This is a genomic window from Megasphaera sp. ASD88, from assembly GCF_002287425.1.
In the GTDB taxonomy this organism is placed as follows: domain Bacteria; phylum Bacillota; class Negativicutes; order Veillonellales; family Megasphaeraceae; genus Megasphaera; species Megasphaera stantonii.
In genome coordinates this window covers 1-16,158 of sequence record NZ_NQXW01000026.1, presented here as the reverse complement: position 1 = coordinate 16,158, position 16,158 = coordinate 1, and the positions used below count along the sequence as shown (strand labels likewise).

General features: G+C 54.8%; 14 protein-coding genes and 5 tRNA genes. 18 read left to right on the top strand and 1 reads right to left on the bottom strand.

The window, feature by feature from the left end; translation table 11 throughout:
* Positions 1-8 precede the first annotated feature (8 nt).
* The 12 genes from CJ260_RS10850 to CJ260_RS10795 all read left to right on the top strand — a co-directional run bounded on the left by CJ260_RS10850 (position 9) and on the right by CJ260_RS10795 (position 13,838).
* Positions 9-923 carry a lysophospholipid acyltransferase family protein gene (locus tag CJ260_RS10850; RefSeq protein WP_087477834.1) on the top strand — a complete coding sequence of 305 codons (915 nt, stop codon included), beginning with the start codon at positions 9-11 and terminating at the stop codon, positions 921-923.
* Positions 924-1,131: 208 nt separating this feature from the next.
* Positions 1,132-1,602, top strand: a complete 471-nt coding sequence (locus CJ260_RS10845; RefSeq protein ID WP_095630199.1) for a histidine phosphatase family protein — start codon at positions 1,132-1,134, stop codon at positions 1,600-1,602.
* A 26-nt stretch (positions 1,603-1,628) separates the two neighbouring features.
* Positions 1,629-2,426 carry a bifunctional hydroxymethylpyrimidine kinase/phosphomethylpyrimidine kinase gene (gene thiD / locus CJ260_RS10840; protein WP_095630198.1) on the top strand — a complete coding sequence of 266 codons (798 nt, stop codon included), beginning with the start codon at positions 1,629-1,631 and terminating at the stop codon, positions 2,424-2,426.
* Between the two features lie 78 nt (positions 2,427-2,504).
* On the top strand, positions 2,505-3,410 hold the full coding sequence (locus CJ260_RS10835; RefSeq protein ID WP_095630197.1) for a hypothetical protein: 906 nt from the start codon (positions 2,505-2,507) through the stop codon (positions 3,408-3,410).
* Between the two features lie 392 nt (positions 3,411-3,802).
* On the top strand, positions 3,803-5,464 hold the full coding sequence (locus CJ260_RS10830) for a ribonuclease J (RefSeq protein WP_095630196.1): 1,662 nt from the start codon (positions 3,803-3,805) through the stop codon (positions 5,462-5,464).
* 87 nt (positions 5,465-5,551) lie between these two features.
* Positions 5,552-6,508, top strand: coding sequence for a YybS family protein (locus tag CJ260_RS10825; RefSeq protein ID WP_095630195.1), 957 nt, complete (start codon positions 5,552-5,554; stop codon positions 6,506-6,508).
* A gap of 18 nt (positions 6,509-6,526) precedes the next feature.
* Positions 6,527-8,542, top strand: a complete 2,016-nt coding sequence (locus CJ260_RS10820) for a DHH family phosphoesterase (RefSeq protein ID WP_095630194.1) — start codon at positions 6,527-6,529, stop codon at positions 8,540-8,542.
* On the top strand, positions 8,539-8,985 hold the full coding sequence (rplI, locus tag CJ260_RS10815) for a 50S ribosomal protein L9 (protein WP_095630193.1): 447 nt from the start codon (positions 8,539-8,541) through the stop codon (positions 8,983-8,985). The genes CJ260_RS10820 and rplI overlap by 4 nt, the downstream gene beginning before the upstream one ends.
* 27 nt (positions 8,986-9,012) lie before the next feature.
* Positions 9,013-10,920, top strand: a complete 1,908-nt coding sequence (gene lonC, locus CJ260_RS10810) for a Lon family ATP-dependent protease (protein WP_095630192.1) — start codon at positions 9,013-9,015, stop codon at positions 10,918-10,920.
* Positions 10,921-10,935: 15 nt separating this feature from the next.
* Entirely contained in the window at positions 10,936-12,270 is a 1,335-nt protein-coding gene (gene dnaB / locus CJ260_RS10805) for a replicative DNA helicase (protein WP_095630191.1), read from the top strand.
* 60 nt (positions 12,271-12,330) lie between these two features.
* Positions 12,331-13,281, top strand: coding sequence for a signal peptide peptidase SppA (sppA, locus tag CJ260_RS10800; protein ID WP_095630190.1), 951 nt, complete (start codon positions 12,331-12,333; stop codon positions 13,279-13,281).
* Entirely contained in the window at positions 13,278-13,838 is a 561-nt protein-coding gene (locus CJ260_RS10795) for a YIP1 family protein (protein WP_158221402.1), read from the top strand. Before sppA ends, CJ260_RS10795 begins: the two co-directional genes overlap by 4 nt.
* Here the strand turns inward: CJ260_RS10795 and queG are convergent.
* The gene (gene queG / locus CJ260_RS10790; RefSeq protein ID WP_233127974.1) at positions 13,800-14,720 is read right to left on the bottom strand and encodes a tRNA epoxyqueuosine(34) reductase QueG; all 921 of its coding nucleotides are present in this window, start codon (positions 14,718-14,720) and stop codon (positions 13,800-13,802) included. The two genes, CJ260_RS10795 and queG, sit on opposite strands and share 39 nt — an antisense overlap.
* A 195-nt stretch (positions 14,721-14,915) precedes the next feature.
* On the opposite strand from queG, the gene CJ260_RS10785 reads away from it, so the two are divergent.
* From CJ260_RS10785 to CJ260_RS10760, 6 genes are all read left to right on the top strand, one after another.
* Positions 14,916-14,991 (top strand) — tRNA-Thr (locus CJ260_RS10785).
* 5 nt (positions 14,992-14,996) lie between these two features.
* Positions 14,997-15,082, top strand: a tRNA-Tyr gene (locus tag CJ260_RS10780).
* Positions 15,083-15,088: 6 nt separating this feature from the next.
* Positions 15,089-15,164: transfer RNA gene (locus CJ260_RS10775), tRNA-Met, on the top strand.
* A 55-nt stretch (positions 15,165-15,219) separates the two neighbouring features.
* Positions 15,220-15,295, top strand: a tRNA-Thr gene (locus CJ260_RS10770).
* Between the two features lie 5 nt (positions 15,296-15,300).
* Positions 15,301-15,377: transfer RNA gene (locus CJ260_RS10765), tRNA-Met, on the top strand.
* A 135-nt stretch (positions 15,378-15,512) separates the two neighbouring features.
* The coding region (locus CJ260_RS10760; RefSeq protein WP_143747691.1) for a GTP-binding protein at positions 15,513-16,158 on the top strand (646 nt) is incomplete at its 3' end.

Below are 16,158 nucleotides of genomic sequence, written 5' to 3'. Positions count from 1 at the left end.
GGCTGCCTATGTATACATTCATGAAATGTCTCAGCTTTCTGATTTGCCATATTCCTTTTTTCATGCGCCGCGGTTTGGGGGCGTTTTTCGGCGCCTTTTTCTGGACCTTTGTGCCGAAGAAGCGCAAAATCTTGGCGCGGGATCAAATCCTTGAATGCGGCCTTACGGCAGATGCCGGCGAAGCGATGGCGATCGCCAAAGCCAGTACGACGCGCTTCGGCCGTATGATCATCGAGGTGCTGTCCTATCCTGTGTATGACAAAGAGATTCTCGATAAAAAAATCGTGTTTCATGGCAAAGAATATCTCGACGAGCTCAAGGCGAGCGGTGAGGGCGCGATTTTTATGGCTTCCCATGCAGGGAACTGGGAGCTTCTCGGCGCGTATTTGGCGATGAGCGGCTATCCTCTCATATCGGTGGCGCAGCAGCAGGACAATAAGGGCTCGGATACGTTTATCAACGAATACCGGGCGATGATGAAGCAGCACGTTACGTATAAGACGGGCATCCGCGACATGGTACGTTTTTTGGCCAAGGGCCATTATATCGGCCTGCTCATGGACCAGGACCCGGGATATGCCGGCATCATGGTCAAGCTGTTCGGCCGGGATACACTGACGGCCGACGGCCCGGCGAAGCTGGCCGGCATACAAAACTATCCGATATTGTCTATTTTCATTCACGAAGACAGACCTTATCATTACGTCGTAGAAGCGCTGCCGCCGATTCGGCCTTATACGTCCGACACGCCGTTGTCGAAGGAAGAAAAGAAGCGGATCGTATATGACGTTACGCAGCAGCTGAACGATCGTCTGGAAGCACATATCCGCAAGTATCCCGACGAATGGTTCTGGCTTCACAATCGCTGGAAATGGACGAAACGGTATAAAGAGAAACAAAAGCTGAAAGAACAACAGAACTAGCTCATCCATTGGCGCTGCCGAAATGTAGGCGGCGCCAATTTTTACAGCTTTTTAACAATTTTGTCAGGGCAATATATATGCGTGCTGAATTATGGTATAATAAATAAAAATTAGGCGAGCCGCAGGAGCTCAAAGAAGCCGCGTAAAACAATGTACAGTGAAATACGCGGGAGCAAAGGAGAATTGACGAATCATGTATGTTTGTTTGATGCGTCATGGCAAAGCCGAGCCGTACCATGACGGAATGGACGATAAAAAGCGGGAACTGATTGAAAAGGGCAAGAAGCAGGCTGCGGCAATGCTCGACGCCGCCCGGCTGTGGTGGCCCGAAGGGACTACCGTCCTGTGGGCCAGTCCGTATATCCGCACGTGTCAAACGGCGGCGTTTTTTGATACGCGCATTCCCTATACTGCCTTTCATACCCATCCGGCCATTGCAGCCGGTGATCTGGACGCCGTCTATAAGGATATTCTGTGCGGGAGCGACGGGGATGTCGTGTGCATTGTCGGCCATTCGCCCTATTTAGAGCAATGGACTAAGGCATGGACCGGTCTGGATATACAGTTCAAAACGGGCAGCATGGCCTTGTTTGATTATGATCCCTTTGACAGCAACGGGGGCACGGCGTCGCTGCTCATGTATATGAGCCCGAAGGCAGCAAAGCTGATAAAGAAATAATAGATAGTAATTAGGAGGTATAGCCTATGAAACACGTAGTATCGATTGCCGGGACGGACCCGTCCGGCGGGGCCGGAGCGGCGGCGGACTGCAAGACCTTTTGCGCCCATGGTTGTTATGCCATGAACGTCATAACGGCTGTCGTATCGCAGAACACGCAGGGCGTGCGGGGATATATGGACGTGACGCCGGAGATGATCGCATCGCAGATCGACGCCGTATTTGAAGATATAGAGGTAGACGCCGTGAAAATCGGTATGGTCAGCGTTCCCGAGACGATACGCATTATCGCCGGCAAGCTGCGCCAGTACAAGCCTCCCTTCGTCGTTGTCGACCCGGTCATGGTGGCGACGAGCGGCCATCGGCTACTGGCCGAAGAAGCAGAACAGACGCTGAAGGAGGAGTTGATTCCCCTGGCAGACGTACTGACGCCGAATATTCCCGAAGCGGAAGTGCTGACGGGACGTCATATTGATGATTTTACGTCTATGGAACAGGCGGCCAAAGACATCGCAGCCTTAGGAGCGAAGGCCGTGCTGGTCAAAGGCGGCCACCGCGTAGAAGATGCGACGGACATCTTATACGACGGCGAAGGCTTCCATTATTTCAAAGGCCGCCGCGTCGAAAGCACGAGCACTCACGGCACGGGCTGCTCCCTGTCCAGTGCCATCGCCTCCAATCTGGCGAACGGCATGAACCTGGCCGACGCCGTCGCGGCGGCTAAGCAGTACGTCTTCGACGGCATCAGCCACGCCGAACCGATTGGCAAAGGCCACGGGCCTATCCATCATTTCTACAGCCTGTACCGCAAGGCGGGCATGTAGCTTCTGTGTTCAGGTTATTCCCCGGCAGTCCCTCGGCTTTTCCGGGAATAGTTATTATTGCGCAAGGAGGAATGAAATATGAATTTAAGAATGCGTGTAAAAAAGGCTCTTTGTACGGTCGCGGCCCTGGCTATGGCCAGCGGCGCGGCATTCGCGGCGTCTCCGTCGCAGGTATACGAAGAAGCGGCCCGCAATATGATGGCTGAACCGACAGGCGAATACGTCCTGCAGGTCAATATGGAAATGCCTTTTTTGGGCAATGTGTCCCTGACCAACACCATCGATATGCAGGCTGAACCCTTCCAGATGAAGAGCGAAGCTGTAGCGAAGGTCCTGAACAACACGAAGACCGTCCACAGTTATGTGGAACAGGACGGCGACGTACTGCACATCTACTATGAAGATTCGAAGGCCGACAACGCGTGGAAAAAGGCAACCCGCAAATTGAAGAGCGCCGATCCCATTTCCAAGCGCTTCCATGGCGACCACAACGTACTGGCCGGCGTGAAATCCGTAACGGCAGCCGGCAAGAATTCGTACGATGTCGTATATGACGCGAGCCGCCTGTACCGCGAAGGCGACAAGGAAAAATGGGCTGCCGACGGCTATAAGAAAGAACAGGCCGAAGGCTTTGCAAAGGTCCTTCAGGCCCTGCAGAAAACGGGTGACATAACGGTCAATGTAACCGTCGATCCGAAGACCAAGCGGATTTCCAAGGTGACGATGCCTTTGACGCCGCAGATGCGCGCCGTTGCGCAGGAAGTGTTGGCTGAAAGCGACGCGTCCGACGCGAATAAAGCCGTTATGGAACAGTTTATCAAGTACAGCGAAATATCCATGACTATCGACTGTGCTCCCCTTCCGAAAGACGCTGATTTGACGGCTCCGAAAGAAGTTAAGGAAGCGGCCGTTCCGGGAACGATTCCGGGCTCCGACGACGCGGAGGAATCCGATAAAGACGGCGCTGCGGCAAAAGCGGCCTAAGGGCGGCAAGGAGACATCTACATATGTTTTGGCATCAGGGCCGCATGCGGTATCGTCGCTGCGGTCCTGCTGTTTTTTATAAGCACATGTGCCGTGCGGCATGGATATACCGCGGCAACTGGACAAATATATGAACCGGCGGCTGCGGCACTCTAAATTTTTCCTTAAATTGTAGAATTTTACAGTCATATTATTGACATAGGAAGAGAAATAACGGAAAATATGATAGAAGGGTAAGTCCATTATTGTTCGTTATATCTGAACGCAAGCATCTTTGATAAGACAGTTGGCATCGATTGCCTGCACGGGAGAATAGGTCGGCGCAGGCCGACGGGCAATCCAATATACACAGTTAGAACGGATAAAATTTCATAGTACAGGAGGTAAAAAAATTGGCTAAGAAAGAAAAGCTGATGGTCATTCCATTGGGCGGCTTGGGCGAAATCGGCAAGAATATGACCGTAATCCAATACGGAAATGACATCATCGTGATTGACGCCGGACTGTCTTTCCCTGACGACGATATGTTTGGCATTGACCTCGTCATCCCTGACATGAGCTATTTGATTGAAAACAGGGACAAGGTGAGGGCCGTCGTCATTACGCATGGTCACGAAGACCATATCGGCAGTTTGGCATATTTGCTCAACGAAGTAAATGTGCCCGTTTACGCGACGAAATTAGTATGCGGCCTCATTGAAGGCAAATTGAAGGAAAATCACATTACGAATTACAAATTGAACGAGGTGCAGCACGGCGACGAAGTGCAGATCGGCTGCATGAAAGTGGGCTTTATCCGAACCAATCACTCTATTCCCGATGCCAGCGCGCTGTATTTTAAGACGCCTGTAGGCACGATCGTCCATACGGGCGACTTTAAGATCGACCTGACTCCGGTGGATGGCCAGCCTATGGACATCCACAAGTTTGCCGACCTGGGCCGCCGCGGCGTACTGCTGCTTATGTCGGACAGCACGAACGCAGAACGGCCGGGCTACACCGAATCGGAAACAACCGTAGGCCATGCCTTCCGCAAGGCCTTCCGGGCTGCGACAGGGCGTATTATTTTGGCGACCTTCGCTTCGAATATTTCCCGTATTCAGCAGGCGATCAATACGGCCGTGCAGTTTAAGCGCAAGGTGACCGTATTGGGCCGCAGCATGGTCAATAACGTGCAGATTGCCATCGAATTGGGCTATCTGAACGTGCCTGACGGCGTGCTCATCGAGCCCGACGAATTGGGACGTTATCCCGACGACCAGGTCCTGATCCTGACGACGGGCAGCCAGGGCGAGCCCATGGCCGGCTTATCCCGCATGGCCTCCAACAATCACCGCAGCGTCAGCATCATGCCGGGCGATACGGTCATCATTTCGGCGACGCCGATTCCGGGCAACGAAATGGGAGTAAGCCGGACCATTGACAACCTCATGAAGCTGGGCGCCAACGTCGTTGCCGGCCGGGATAAGAAGATTCACGTGTCGGGCCATGCCAGCCAGGAAGAATTGAAGCTCATGCTGGATTTGATCCGGCCGAAGTATTTTATTCCCGTTCACGGCGAATACCGCATGCTGAAGCAGCACGGCGATTTGGCGGTGCAGATGGGCGTCGAAAAAGATCATGTCCTCATTGGCGACAACGGGCAGATTTTCGAATTTTCCAACCGTTCCGGCAATAAAGCCGGCCGGGTCAACGCCGGCCGCGTATTTGTCGACGGCCTCGGCGTCGGCGATGTCGGCAACATCGTCATCCGCGACCGCCAGCAATTAGCTATGGAAGGCGTCGTCATCGTCGTCATGACCTTGGCGAAGGGGACGAGCCACGCCTTGGCCGGACCGGATATTGTATCGAGAGGCTTTGTCTACGTCCGCGATTCGGAAGAGCTGATCAGCGAAGCTCACGACCGCGTCGCCGCCGTCCTCGAACGGTGCGAAGCCGGCAACATTCGCGAATGGGCGGTCATTAAGTCGCAGGTTCGCGATACGCTGAGCCGGTACTTGTATGAAAAGACGAAACGCCGGCCTATGATTTTGCCGATTATTATGGAAGTATAATGCAATACTGCGGAGACAGCGGAGGCCAGCGCGCCTCCGCTGTTTACCATGCAGGTAGATATGCCTTTCTTGAAAGGAGATGATTCAGTGGAACAAAAGCGCATTACGCCTCTCACAACTGCCGGCTGTTTTGCCGCTGTCATGCTCATCCTGGCCCTTCTCAGCACCTTTATGCCCTTCTTTTCCTTTGTGGGGTACTTTATCATGCCTATTCCCATGACGATTATCTATATGAAATACGGCATGCGCCAGGCGCTGCTGCTCGGCGTCGTCGTAGGTATCCTCATGGGAATTTTCATCGATCCCCTGACGGCAGTTGCCCAGCTCATTACCTTTGCCTCTGTCGGCCTGGCTATCGGCGCCGGATTCCGCTATGAATGGGCGCCGGCCAAGATGCTGGCCTGCGTAGCGGCGGCCCTCATTGCCGCCACGGGCGTTCTTCTCGCACTTATGTATATTGTTCTCGACATCAATTTGCTGGCGGCGATTTACAGCGCCTTCGATACGGTCGTCGCCGATACGATCGCCCAGTATAAAACCAGCGGCATGTCTGATATCCAGCTGGCCGAGGCGCGGATGCAGCTGGAAGAAGTGCGGCGTCTTCTGCCGTCTATGCTTCCCATGTTTTTATGCCTGGCCATGGCGGTTATCGCCTATATTAACGTCAAAATTTCCCAGCTGGTGCTCGTTCGCTTAGGCTTTTCCATCAAGCCCTTTTTGCCGATTCGTTATTGGGAAATTTCGCGCAGTGTGATATACTTATATGTATTGGCATTGGTCATGAAATATTGGGGGACGACGCGGGATATCGAGTGGCTCAGCATCGCTGGCGTCAACTTGAATCAAGTCGCCTTTTTCTTCATATGCATTCAGGGCCTGGCCTTCCTGTTTTATTTCCTCGACCGCCGGTTTCATATCAGCACGGGGTTGCAGGTGCTCATTATCATTTTGTTTTTTGTCATGCCCGTGTTTTCCTACGCGGCCTTTGCCGCCGGATTGATGGACATGCTTTTGAATTATCGCAAGAAACGCAATACGATGTGATGCCCAGGGGGAAGTCATATGCTGAAGGAAATGCTGTCAAGACGAAACGAGGAGCCCTTTTTCCTCATTACGGTCTTGCTGCTGATTATTATCGCCGTATATAATTGGGTCATAGCGCTGCTGGCGCTGATACTGATTGTCGGAGCCTACGTGCTGACGCGGAAAAATACGAACGAGCGCAACCGGGAAATCAGTCAGTTTTTCGACGCCGTCTCTCAAAGCGTCGACCAGGCGTCGACCTACGCCGTGCAGAACCTGCCCATCGGCATAGCCATCGTCGACATGCAGTCCAGCCTGTGCTGGGCCAACAGCGTGTTCCGCGACTGGATCGGCGATATCGACAACGACCAGAAGCTGGATCATATTATGCCCAATTTAAATATCGATAAATTTTGGGGAAAATTCGGCTATTTTTTCGAACATATCGATAAGCGGTATTACCGCGTCGTCTACAAGTATTTGCAGACGGAAGCGGCGGAAGACGACAACTACCTCATCTTGTATTTTGAAGATATTACGGACACGGAAACGCAGAAGATGAACTGCATTGCCTCCGTGCCGGTATTGTGCGATATTGAAATCGACAACATGGAAGAAGTCGCCAAGGGCATGACGTCGGTCCAGCAGACGACGCTGTGGACAAACGTCAACAACTGCCTGATCGACGAATTGACGTCGCTGGGAGCCTTCGTCCGTTCGTACGGCAACGAAAAGTACTTCGCCTGCCTGAGCCGCGAGGCCCTCGACGAACTGAAGAAGGACAATTTTTCCTTTCTCGAAAAAATCCGCATGATCCATACGGTCAACCGCATTCCCGTTACGCTCAGCATGGGCGTGGCGGCTTGCCCGAAGGATGTCGTGACCCAGGGCATGGTCAACTTCAACGAGCTGGCCGACAAGGCCCAGGCCGGGCTGGATCTGGCCTTGGGACGGGGCGGCGACCAGGTCGTCGTATATGAAGAAGACGGCTCGCCTCATTTTTACGGCGGCAAGACCCGGTCTGTCGAAAAGAATACCCGCGTCCGGGCCCGCGTCGTCGCCCAGGCGATACGCGAACTCATTGACACGAGCGATCTCGTCCTGGTCATGGGGCATGAACGGGAAGATTACGACAGCATCGGCGCTGCCGTCGGCGTGGCTCACATGGCCCGCATCATCGGCAAGCCCGTCCACATCGTCATCAGCAAGCAGACCGACGCCATCCGCCGCCTGGAAACGCAGATACTCAACGTGCCGGCCTTTAAGGACTTGCTCATTTCGGCGGAAACGGCGGAAGAGCTGTGCAACAGCCAGACGCTGCTGTTTATCGTCGATACCCATCGGACGGACATGACCGTCGCGCCGGCCTTGATCGAACAGACGGAACGGCGCGTCGTCATCGACCATCACCGCCGCAGCTCCGACTTTATCAAGAAGCCTCTCCTGACGTATACGGAGCCGTCCAGCTCTTCGACGAGCGAACTCGTCACGGAGCTGCTCCAGTATTATCAGGAAGACGTAGAGCTGGAAAAAATCGAAGCGACGGCCTTGTACGCCGGCATTATCGTCGATACGAAAAACTTCGCCGTCCAGACCGGCGTCCGTACCTTTGACGCCGCGGCCTACCTGCGCCGCAGCGGCGCTGACCCGGAAATCGTGCGGGAGCTGTTCAGCTCCGATTTTACGACAGTCCGGGAAAAGGCGGCCATCTTGTCGGAGGCGCGCATCGTAGACGGCGTGGCCATGGCTTCCTGCCCGAAGGGGACGAAGAACACGACGATCGTAGCGGCGCAAATCGCCGATATGCTTATCAATATAGACAACGTAAACGCCAGCTTTACGTTCTGCGAGCTTCCTGACGGCAATATCGGCGTCAGTGCCCGCTCTAAGGGAGATATTAACGTACAGCTCGTCATGGAGGCCCTGGGCGGCGGCGGCCATCGCACCGTTGCCGGCGCGCAGCTCAAAGAGCGTACCGTAGAAGAAGCGCAGCAGGACGTCATGGCGGCCCTGCGGGACGTAATCAATAAAAATAAGGAGACTGAAAAAGAATGAAAGTAATATTATTGCAAGACGTAAAAAAATTGGGTAAAAAAGGCGAAATCATAGAAGTATCGGAAGGCTACGGCCGCAATTTCCTGCTGCCCCGCAAATTAGCTGCGCCGGGCACGTCGGAAAACATCAACGACGCGAAGCAGAAGCAGGCGGCGGCTAAGCATAAGGCCCAGGTAGCGTCCGATGAAGCTGTCGTGCTGGCCAGCCAGCTGAAGAAGGTAGAGCTGACGATTCCCGTAAAGGTCGGCGAAGGCGGAAAGGTATTCGGTGCGATTACGGGCAAAAATATCAGCGAAGCGGCGAAGGCTCAGTACGACGTCGACATCGACAAAAAGAAAGTCGAAATCAAGGACCCGATTAAATCGCTGGGAACGTACGACGTCGTCATCCGCGTGCATCCGACCATTACGAGCGTCATCAAGGTTCATGTCGTAGAAGGATAAGCTGCGGCAAAACTGTAAGGGGATACTATGAAAGAATTGCTTGATAAACTGTTACAGCGCCATAAGTATCTGGAACCGACGGCGGAGGAAGAGCTCCGCCGTCAGGTTAACGTGCTTTACGGCGCTTTTACTGGTCTTATAGGGGCGGAAAAGATGGTGCTCAGAGCCAGTAAATACGCCGCCCTGTCCTATGTCCATTCGGAAGACCCGCGGCAGCGGCTGGTCGGCCTGCAGCGCCTCGTATATGAAAACGCGTCGTACGACCGCATTCCGAAGGACGACGAGGTCATCGACGTATTGAACGAGCTGGAAATCGTGCTGGCTGAAATGCTGGCCCGCCAGGCTGTGGAAGAGCGGCTGGAAAAGAAGATTTCCCAGCGGATGGAAGAAAAGCAGCAGGAATACGTGCAGGAAATCAAGATGCAGATTATCAAGGAAGAACTGCGCGATGTGGAGACGCCGCAGACGAAGCGCAAGCTGGCCGAGCTGCAGAAGCTCGACACGATACAGCTGTCCGAGTCGATTATGGAGCAAGTCCGTCCGAAAAAGCTCAGCGCCGTCGTCGGCCAGGAACGGGCTGTAGAAGCGATGCAGAGCAAGCTGGCTTCCGTGTATCCGCAGCATCTTCTGCTGTACGGACCTCCCGGCGTAGGCAAGACGACGGCGGCCCGCATCGTCCTGCAGGAGGCGAAAGGCCTTCCCTTTACGCCCTTCGGACCTGACGCTCCCTTTGTCGAAACGGACGGGACGACGCTTCGCTGGGATTCGCGCGATATGACCAATCCCCTCATCGGCTCGGTTCACGACCCCATTTATCAAGGCGCGCGCCGCGATTTAGCCGATACGGGGATTCCCGAGCCCAAGCCGGGCCTGGTGACGGAGGCCCATGGCGGCATCTTGTTCATCGACGAAATCGGCGAGATGGATCCCATGCTGCTGAACAAGCTGCTGAAGGTATTAGAAGATAAGCGGGTGAAGTTCGAGTCGGCCTATTATGACGAAGAAGACCCGAACGTGCCCCAGTATATTAAAAAACTGTTCGCCGAAGGCGCGCCGGCCGATTTTATCCTCATCGGGGCGACGACGCGGAGCCCTTGGGAAATCAATCCGGCTATCCGCTCGCGCTGCGCTGAAATCTTTTTTGAGCCCCTCGTGCCGTCGGATATACAGACTATCGTAGAAAATGCGGCCAGGGAGCTGGGCGCAGTCTTGGAAGACGGCGCGGCGGCCCTTATCAGCACCTTTACGATCGAAGGGCGCAAGGCCGTCAATATTCTGGCTGACGCCTACGGCCTGGCCGTATATCGGGCCGGCCGCAAGGACGGCGTAGTCATTACGAAGGATCACATTCACCGCGTGTCCCAGATCAGCCGCCTTACGCCGTACGCCATGGAAAAGGCGAGCGACGTGCCGGCTGTGGGGAAAATATTCGGCCTCGGCGTTTCGGGGTATTTAGGCTCGGCGATTGAAATCGAAGCCGTAGCCTTTCCCGCCCGCGAGGCCGGCAAGGGCTATTACCGCTTCAACGATACGGCCGGTTCGATGGCCAAGGATTCCATGTTCAACGCCGCTGCCGTGGTGCGCAGCGTGACGGGCAAGGAATTGTCCGATTACGACGTCAATATCAACTTTGTCGGCGGCGGAAACATCGACGGCCCGTCGGCAGGCTGCGCGATTACGACGGCCCTCATCTCGGCGATTACGCAGACGCCGATCCGACAGGATGTGGCCGTTACGGGCGAAATTTCCGTGCGGGGGCAGGTAAAGCCCGTCGGCGGCGTATTTGAAAAGGCCTACGGCGCCTGTCAGGCCGGCATGAAGGCTATCGTCATTCCTAAAGACAATGGGCAGGATATTCCGGAGCACCATCTGGATTTGGATATACGCTGCGCCGAAACGATTCAGGACGTATTAGATGTTATGTTTGTAAAGTAGGAGTGTGCATATACTATGGAGCAGCGGATTCCGCCGCAGAACGTAGAAGCGGAGCAGGCCGTGCTCGGCGCGATGATGCTGGAGCACAACGCCGTCGTAGCCGCTATGGAAAAGCTGCGGCCCGGCGATTTTTACAGGGAAGTGCACCGGACGATTTTCGAAGCCATGGAGCACCTGCACCATGACAACAAGGAAGTCGACGTCATCACCCTGCCGGAAGAACTGCGGCGCATGAAGAAGCTCGACGACGTCGGCGGCCTGGAGTACGTCCTCAGCCTGCCGAACCTGGTCGCGACGGCTGCTAATATCGAATATCACGCCAATATCGTGGCGGAAAAGGCCTTGGCCCGCAATATCATTACGACGTGCACCGAATTGACCTCGGAGGCTTACGACGGCGAGAAAGAGCCGGAGGATTTGCTGGATGACGCCGAACGGCGTATCTTACAGATTTCCGAGAGCAAGCGGCGGGGAGACTTCGCGCCTGTCGGCGTCGTCGTCGAAGAAACGCTGGACAAGATCACCAAGCTGTACGAAAATAAGGCGGGTATTACGGGCCTGCCTACGGGATTTCGCGATTTAGACCGCCTAACGTCGGGGCTGCAGCCGTCGGACTTAATCCTCGTCGCGGCTCGTCCGAGCATGGGGAAGACGGCTTTTACTTTGAATATCGCGCAGAACGTAGGCGTAAAGCAGCATAAGACCGTGGCCTTCTTTTCCCTGGAAATGTCTCAGGAACAGCTCGTACAGCGTCTGCTGTGCCAGATCGCCCACATCGATTCGCAGAAGCTGCGCACAGGCCAGCTCAACAGCGACGACGAGTGGACGAAGCTGACCGACGCCTGCGATAAATTGTATCAGGCGCCCATTTATATCGACGACACGCCGGGCATTTCCGTGACGGAGATGCGCTCCAAGGCTCGCCGTCTCAAGGCGGAACACGGCCTGGACCTGATCATCGTCGACTACCTGCAGCTCATGCAGGGGCGCAACTCCGAAAGCCGCCAGCAGGAAATTTCCGAAATTTCCCGTTCGCTGAAGGCCCTGGCCCGGGAGCTCAAGGTGCCCCTCATCGCCCTGTCGCAGCTCAGCCGAAGCGTAGAAAGCCGGCAGGATAAGCGGCCTATGCTCAGCGACCTGCGCGAATCGGGCGCGCTGGAACAGGACGCCGATATCGTGTCGTTCTTGTATCGCGAAGATTATTATGATAAGGAAACGGAAAATCAGCACATTACAGAAATCATACTGGCCAAGCACCGCAACGGCCCCGTCGGTTCTGTAAAGCTGTACTTCAAGGGCGAGTATACCTTATTCTTGAATTTGGATACGACCCATGAAGACCGTCTGTAATACGTAAGGGATAGAGAGCCGTCGCTCTTGCGTCCCTTATTTTTGTATAGAGGAGGCCCTATGGAAAAGAAGAAAAAAATCCGCATTGCCGGCGTCGTTGCGGCAGTGCTGTTTATTGCCGTTGCCGCGGCCGGGTCCCTGTCCCGCTCGGACAGCGTGCGGAAGCTGTATCAGGATCCGCGCGTAGCCGTTATCCGCGTCAATGGCCCCATTGTCGGCGGCGACGACGCCGATATGGCTTGGGGAAGCCCGTCTTCGACGACGTCGGGCGCGCTGATGCGCCAGTTCCGCAAGGCCAGGCAGGACGACAGCGTACAGGCTGTACTGCTGCGCGTCAACAGCCCCGGCGGCAGCGCGGCGGCGACGCAGGAAGCGGCGGCAGAGCTGCAGAAGCTGAAGGATTCAGGCAAGCCTGTCGTCGTATCCATGGGCGATACGGCCGCGTCGGGGGCCTACTGGCTGGCGGCTTATGGAGATAAAATATACGCCAATCCTTCGACGATTACGGGAAGCATTGGCGTGTATATGTCGTATTATGATGTGCAGGGCCTGAGCGAAAAGCTGGGCGTACGAGAAGAAAAAATCAAATCGGGGCCCTATAAAGATATTTTCTCACCCTTCCGCCCAATGACTGAGGAAGAACGGAGGCTGACCCAGAATATGGTCGACGATATGTACGAACAGTTTGTCGCCGTCGTGGCCGAGCAGCGCCATATGGACGGCGAAAAGGTGCGTTCCCTGGCCGACGGCCGGGTGTTTACAGGCGTGCAGGCAAAGGAGGCGGGCCTCGTCGACGAGCTGGGGAATTACTACGACGCCTTGGGCTATGCCGGGACGCTGATTCACGCCAATCCGGACAAGGTGGCGACGGTGACGTACGACGACGCCTTCTCCTGGGATCAGCTGCTGTCCGGCCGGATAGCGGCGCCTTCTCTGGCCGAAGGGCTGTATGAAGCCGGGCAGAGGATTCCCTTCCCCCTCATGATATGGAAAGGAGGGCGGCAGCAATGAGATATTACATTGAAGAAGCCTTAGCATTGGCCTACGGCATCGTCGTATCGCCTAAAGAAACGCTGGCTGTCATCGTGCCGGAGCAGCGCCTTCGCGAAGGAATCGTCATCTGGTCCCTTTCCGTGATGCTTTCTGTCGTGTCCGTATGGGTGCAGTGGCAGGATACGGCAGTATGGACGGCCATAGCTATGTACGGCGGAGCGGCCTTCTGTTTTGCCGCGCGCATCTTGCTGTATCATGGAGCCGCCCGCCTTCTCGGGCGAAACGGGTCTATGAAAAGCCTGGCGGCGGCCTTCTGCTTCACGGAAATCCCCCTCAACCTGGCGACCTTAGCCGGCAGCTTCGTATTCGTCGCGCCGGAACTGCTGGTGCAGGCCGTGTCGCTGGCGGCAGGGGTCTGGGCTTTGGTATTGGACGTATGGGCCGTCAAAGAAACGTACACCATGGGAACGGGACGAAGTATTGCCGTCCTGCTGCTGCCCCTGGCCGCCGTGGCCGTCTTGGCTGCCTTCGTCTTGTTATACGTCGTCTTTGCCGTCGTTTCGATTTTTAGTTGATGCGGCGTCCTGCTTAGCCGCGTATTCCAGATTGCGGAGCAGCACTTTTTTGCCGCGCCAGGCAAAAGCCCGGTCGCCGAAAGCCTGCTGAAACTGTTTATTCGACAGCGATTCGATGTCTGAAGGGGAAAGCCGCGGCAGGCGGTCTTGGTAAAATTCCGGAAGAGGCGTCGCCTTGACGACGCTGTTGTGCGGACACGATTCCTGACATACGTCGCAGCCGAAGATGAGCGGCGTTTTTTCCATACATTGTATTTCTGGCAGCGTAAGGCTGCCTTTTTTTTGCGTAATATACGATTTGCAGCAGCTGTAATCGTAAGCGCCGCCGGAAAAACATTGTCCCGGACAGGCTGACTGACAGGCGCCGCAGTGGGAGCATTCCTGTTGCAGGGGCTGGTCCGGCGTGAAGGGCAGGGACGTGAGGACGCTGCCGATAAAGACGTAGGAGCCGTACGTATCGTTGATGAGGCAGCGATTGTCTCCGAAAAAGCCCAGGCCGGCCTGATAGGCCAGCCAGCGGTCCGACAGCGGGGACGTATCGACGACACAGCGCTGCTCGCTGCCGGGATATTGCCGCTGCAGATACGCGGCGATTTGCTCTAAATACGCGCGGACGACGGCGTGATAGTCTGCGCTCCGGCAATAGAGGGATAGATTGGCCTGTTCTGTCTGGGCCGTGTAATAGGGAACTAAGACGACGATGACGGAACGGCACGACGGGAGAATGCGGCGCGGCTCGTATCGTTCGTCTCCTACGCCGGCGGCCAGCGGGCACGGCGGTTCTTCGGCATAGGGCGGCCGGGGCAAATCGGCTGGGGCGACGCCGGCGCAGTCCAGGCCGAGGGCAGCGGCAAACCGTTTCATATCTGTGCTGTCTATCATATAGAAGTATCCTCCAAAAAATTTGAATTTATCTCTTGCTTTTTTCTATAGAGTATAGTATACTATCTAAGTCAGCAGTTTTAAAGACTTCTTTAAAAGAAATGCTTTTGAAGAGAGTAAAAAAACTTCTGAAAAATGTCTTGACAGAATCGAGATTATCAAGTATAATCAATTACGTTCTGTGAGACAGGACACGCCGACATAGCTCAATTGGCAGAGCAACTGACTTGTAATCAGTAGGTTGTAGGTTCAAGTCCTATTGTCGGCTCCAGGTATGGTGGGGTTCCCGAGTGGCTAAAGGGAGCAGACTGTAAATCTGCCGGCGACTGCCTTCGAAGGTTCGAATCCTTCCCCCACCACCATATCATCGCGGGGTGGAGCAGTTGGTAGCTCGTCGGGCTCATAACCCGAAGGTCGTAGGTTCAAGTCCTGCCCCCGCTACCAAATTTTTGCTGCAAGGCAGTAAAGAAAAACTGTATATGTGCTTTGAACGGTGTAAGCTGTTGTAGCTCAGTCGGTAGAGCGTATCCTTGGTAAGGATAAGGTCACCGGTTCAATCCCGGTCAATAGCTCCAAACATGGCGGCTTAGCTCAGTTGGCTAGAGCATGCGGTTCATACCCGCAGTGTCCAGAGTTCGAATCTCCGAGCCGCCACCACATTTATAACCTCGTTTTACGAGGTTATTTCTATATGCAATACTATTTTTTTCTGAAAACAGAGCAAAAATAGATATTGTGTGATAGAATACAATATAGATGGTAAATTTTTTCCTAAAGGAGGAAATCAGTAAAATGGCAAAAGAACATTACGAAAGAACCAAACCCCATGTTAACATCGGCACGATTGGTCACGTTGACCATGGCAAAACGACGTTGACGGCTGCTATTACGAAAGTATTGTCCGAAAAAGGCTACGCTAAATTCGAAGACTATGCTGATATCGATAAGGCTCCGGAAGAACGCGAACGCGGCATTACGATCAACACGGCTCACGTTGAATACGAAACGGACAAACGTCACTATGCCCACGTTGACTGCCCGGGCCACGCCGACTATGTTAAGAACATGATCACCGGCGCTGCTCAGATGGACGGCGCAATCCTCGTCGTAAGCGCAGCTGACGGCCCGATGCCTCAGACTCGCGAACACATCCTGTTGGCCCGCCAGGTAGGCGTACCGGCTATCGTCGTATACCTCAACAAAGCCGACCAGGTTGACGACCCCGAACTGATCGAACTCGTAGAAATGGAAGTCCGCGACCTCCTGAGCTCCTACGATTTCCCCGGCGACGAAGTACCTATCGTCGTAGGCTCCGCATTGAAAGCCCTCGAAGGCGACGAAGAAGCAAAACAGTCTATCCTCAAACTGATGGACGCTGTTGACGAATACATCCCGACGCCGGACCGTCCGACGGACAAACCGTTCCTGATGCCTGTCG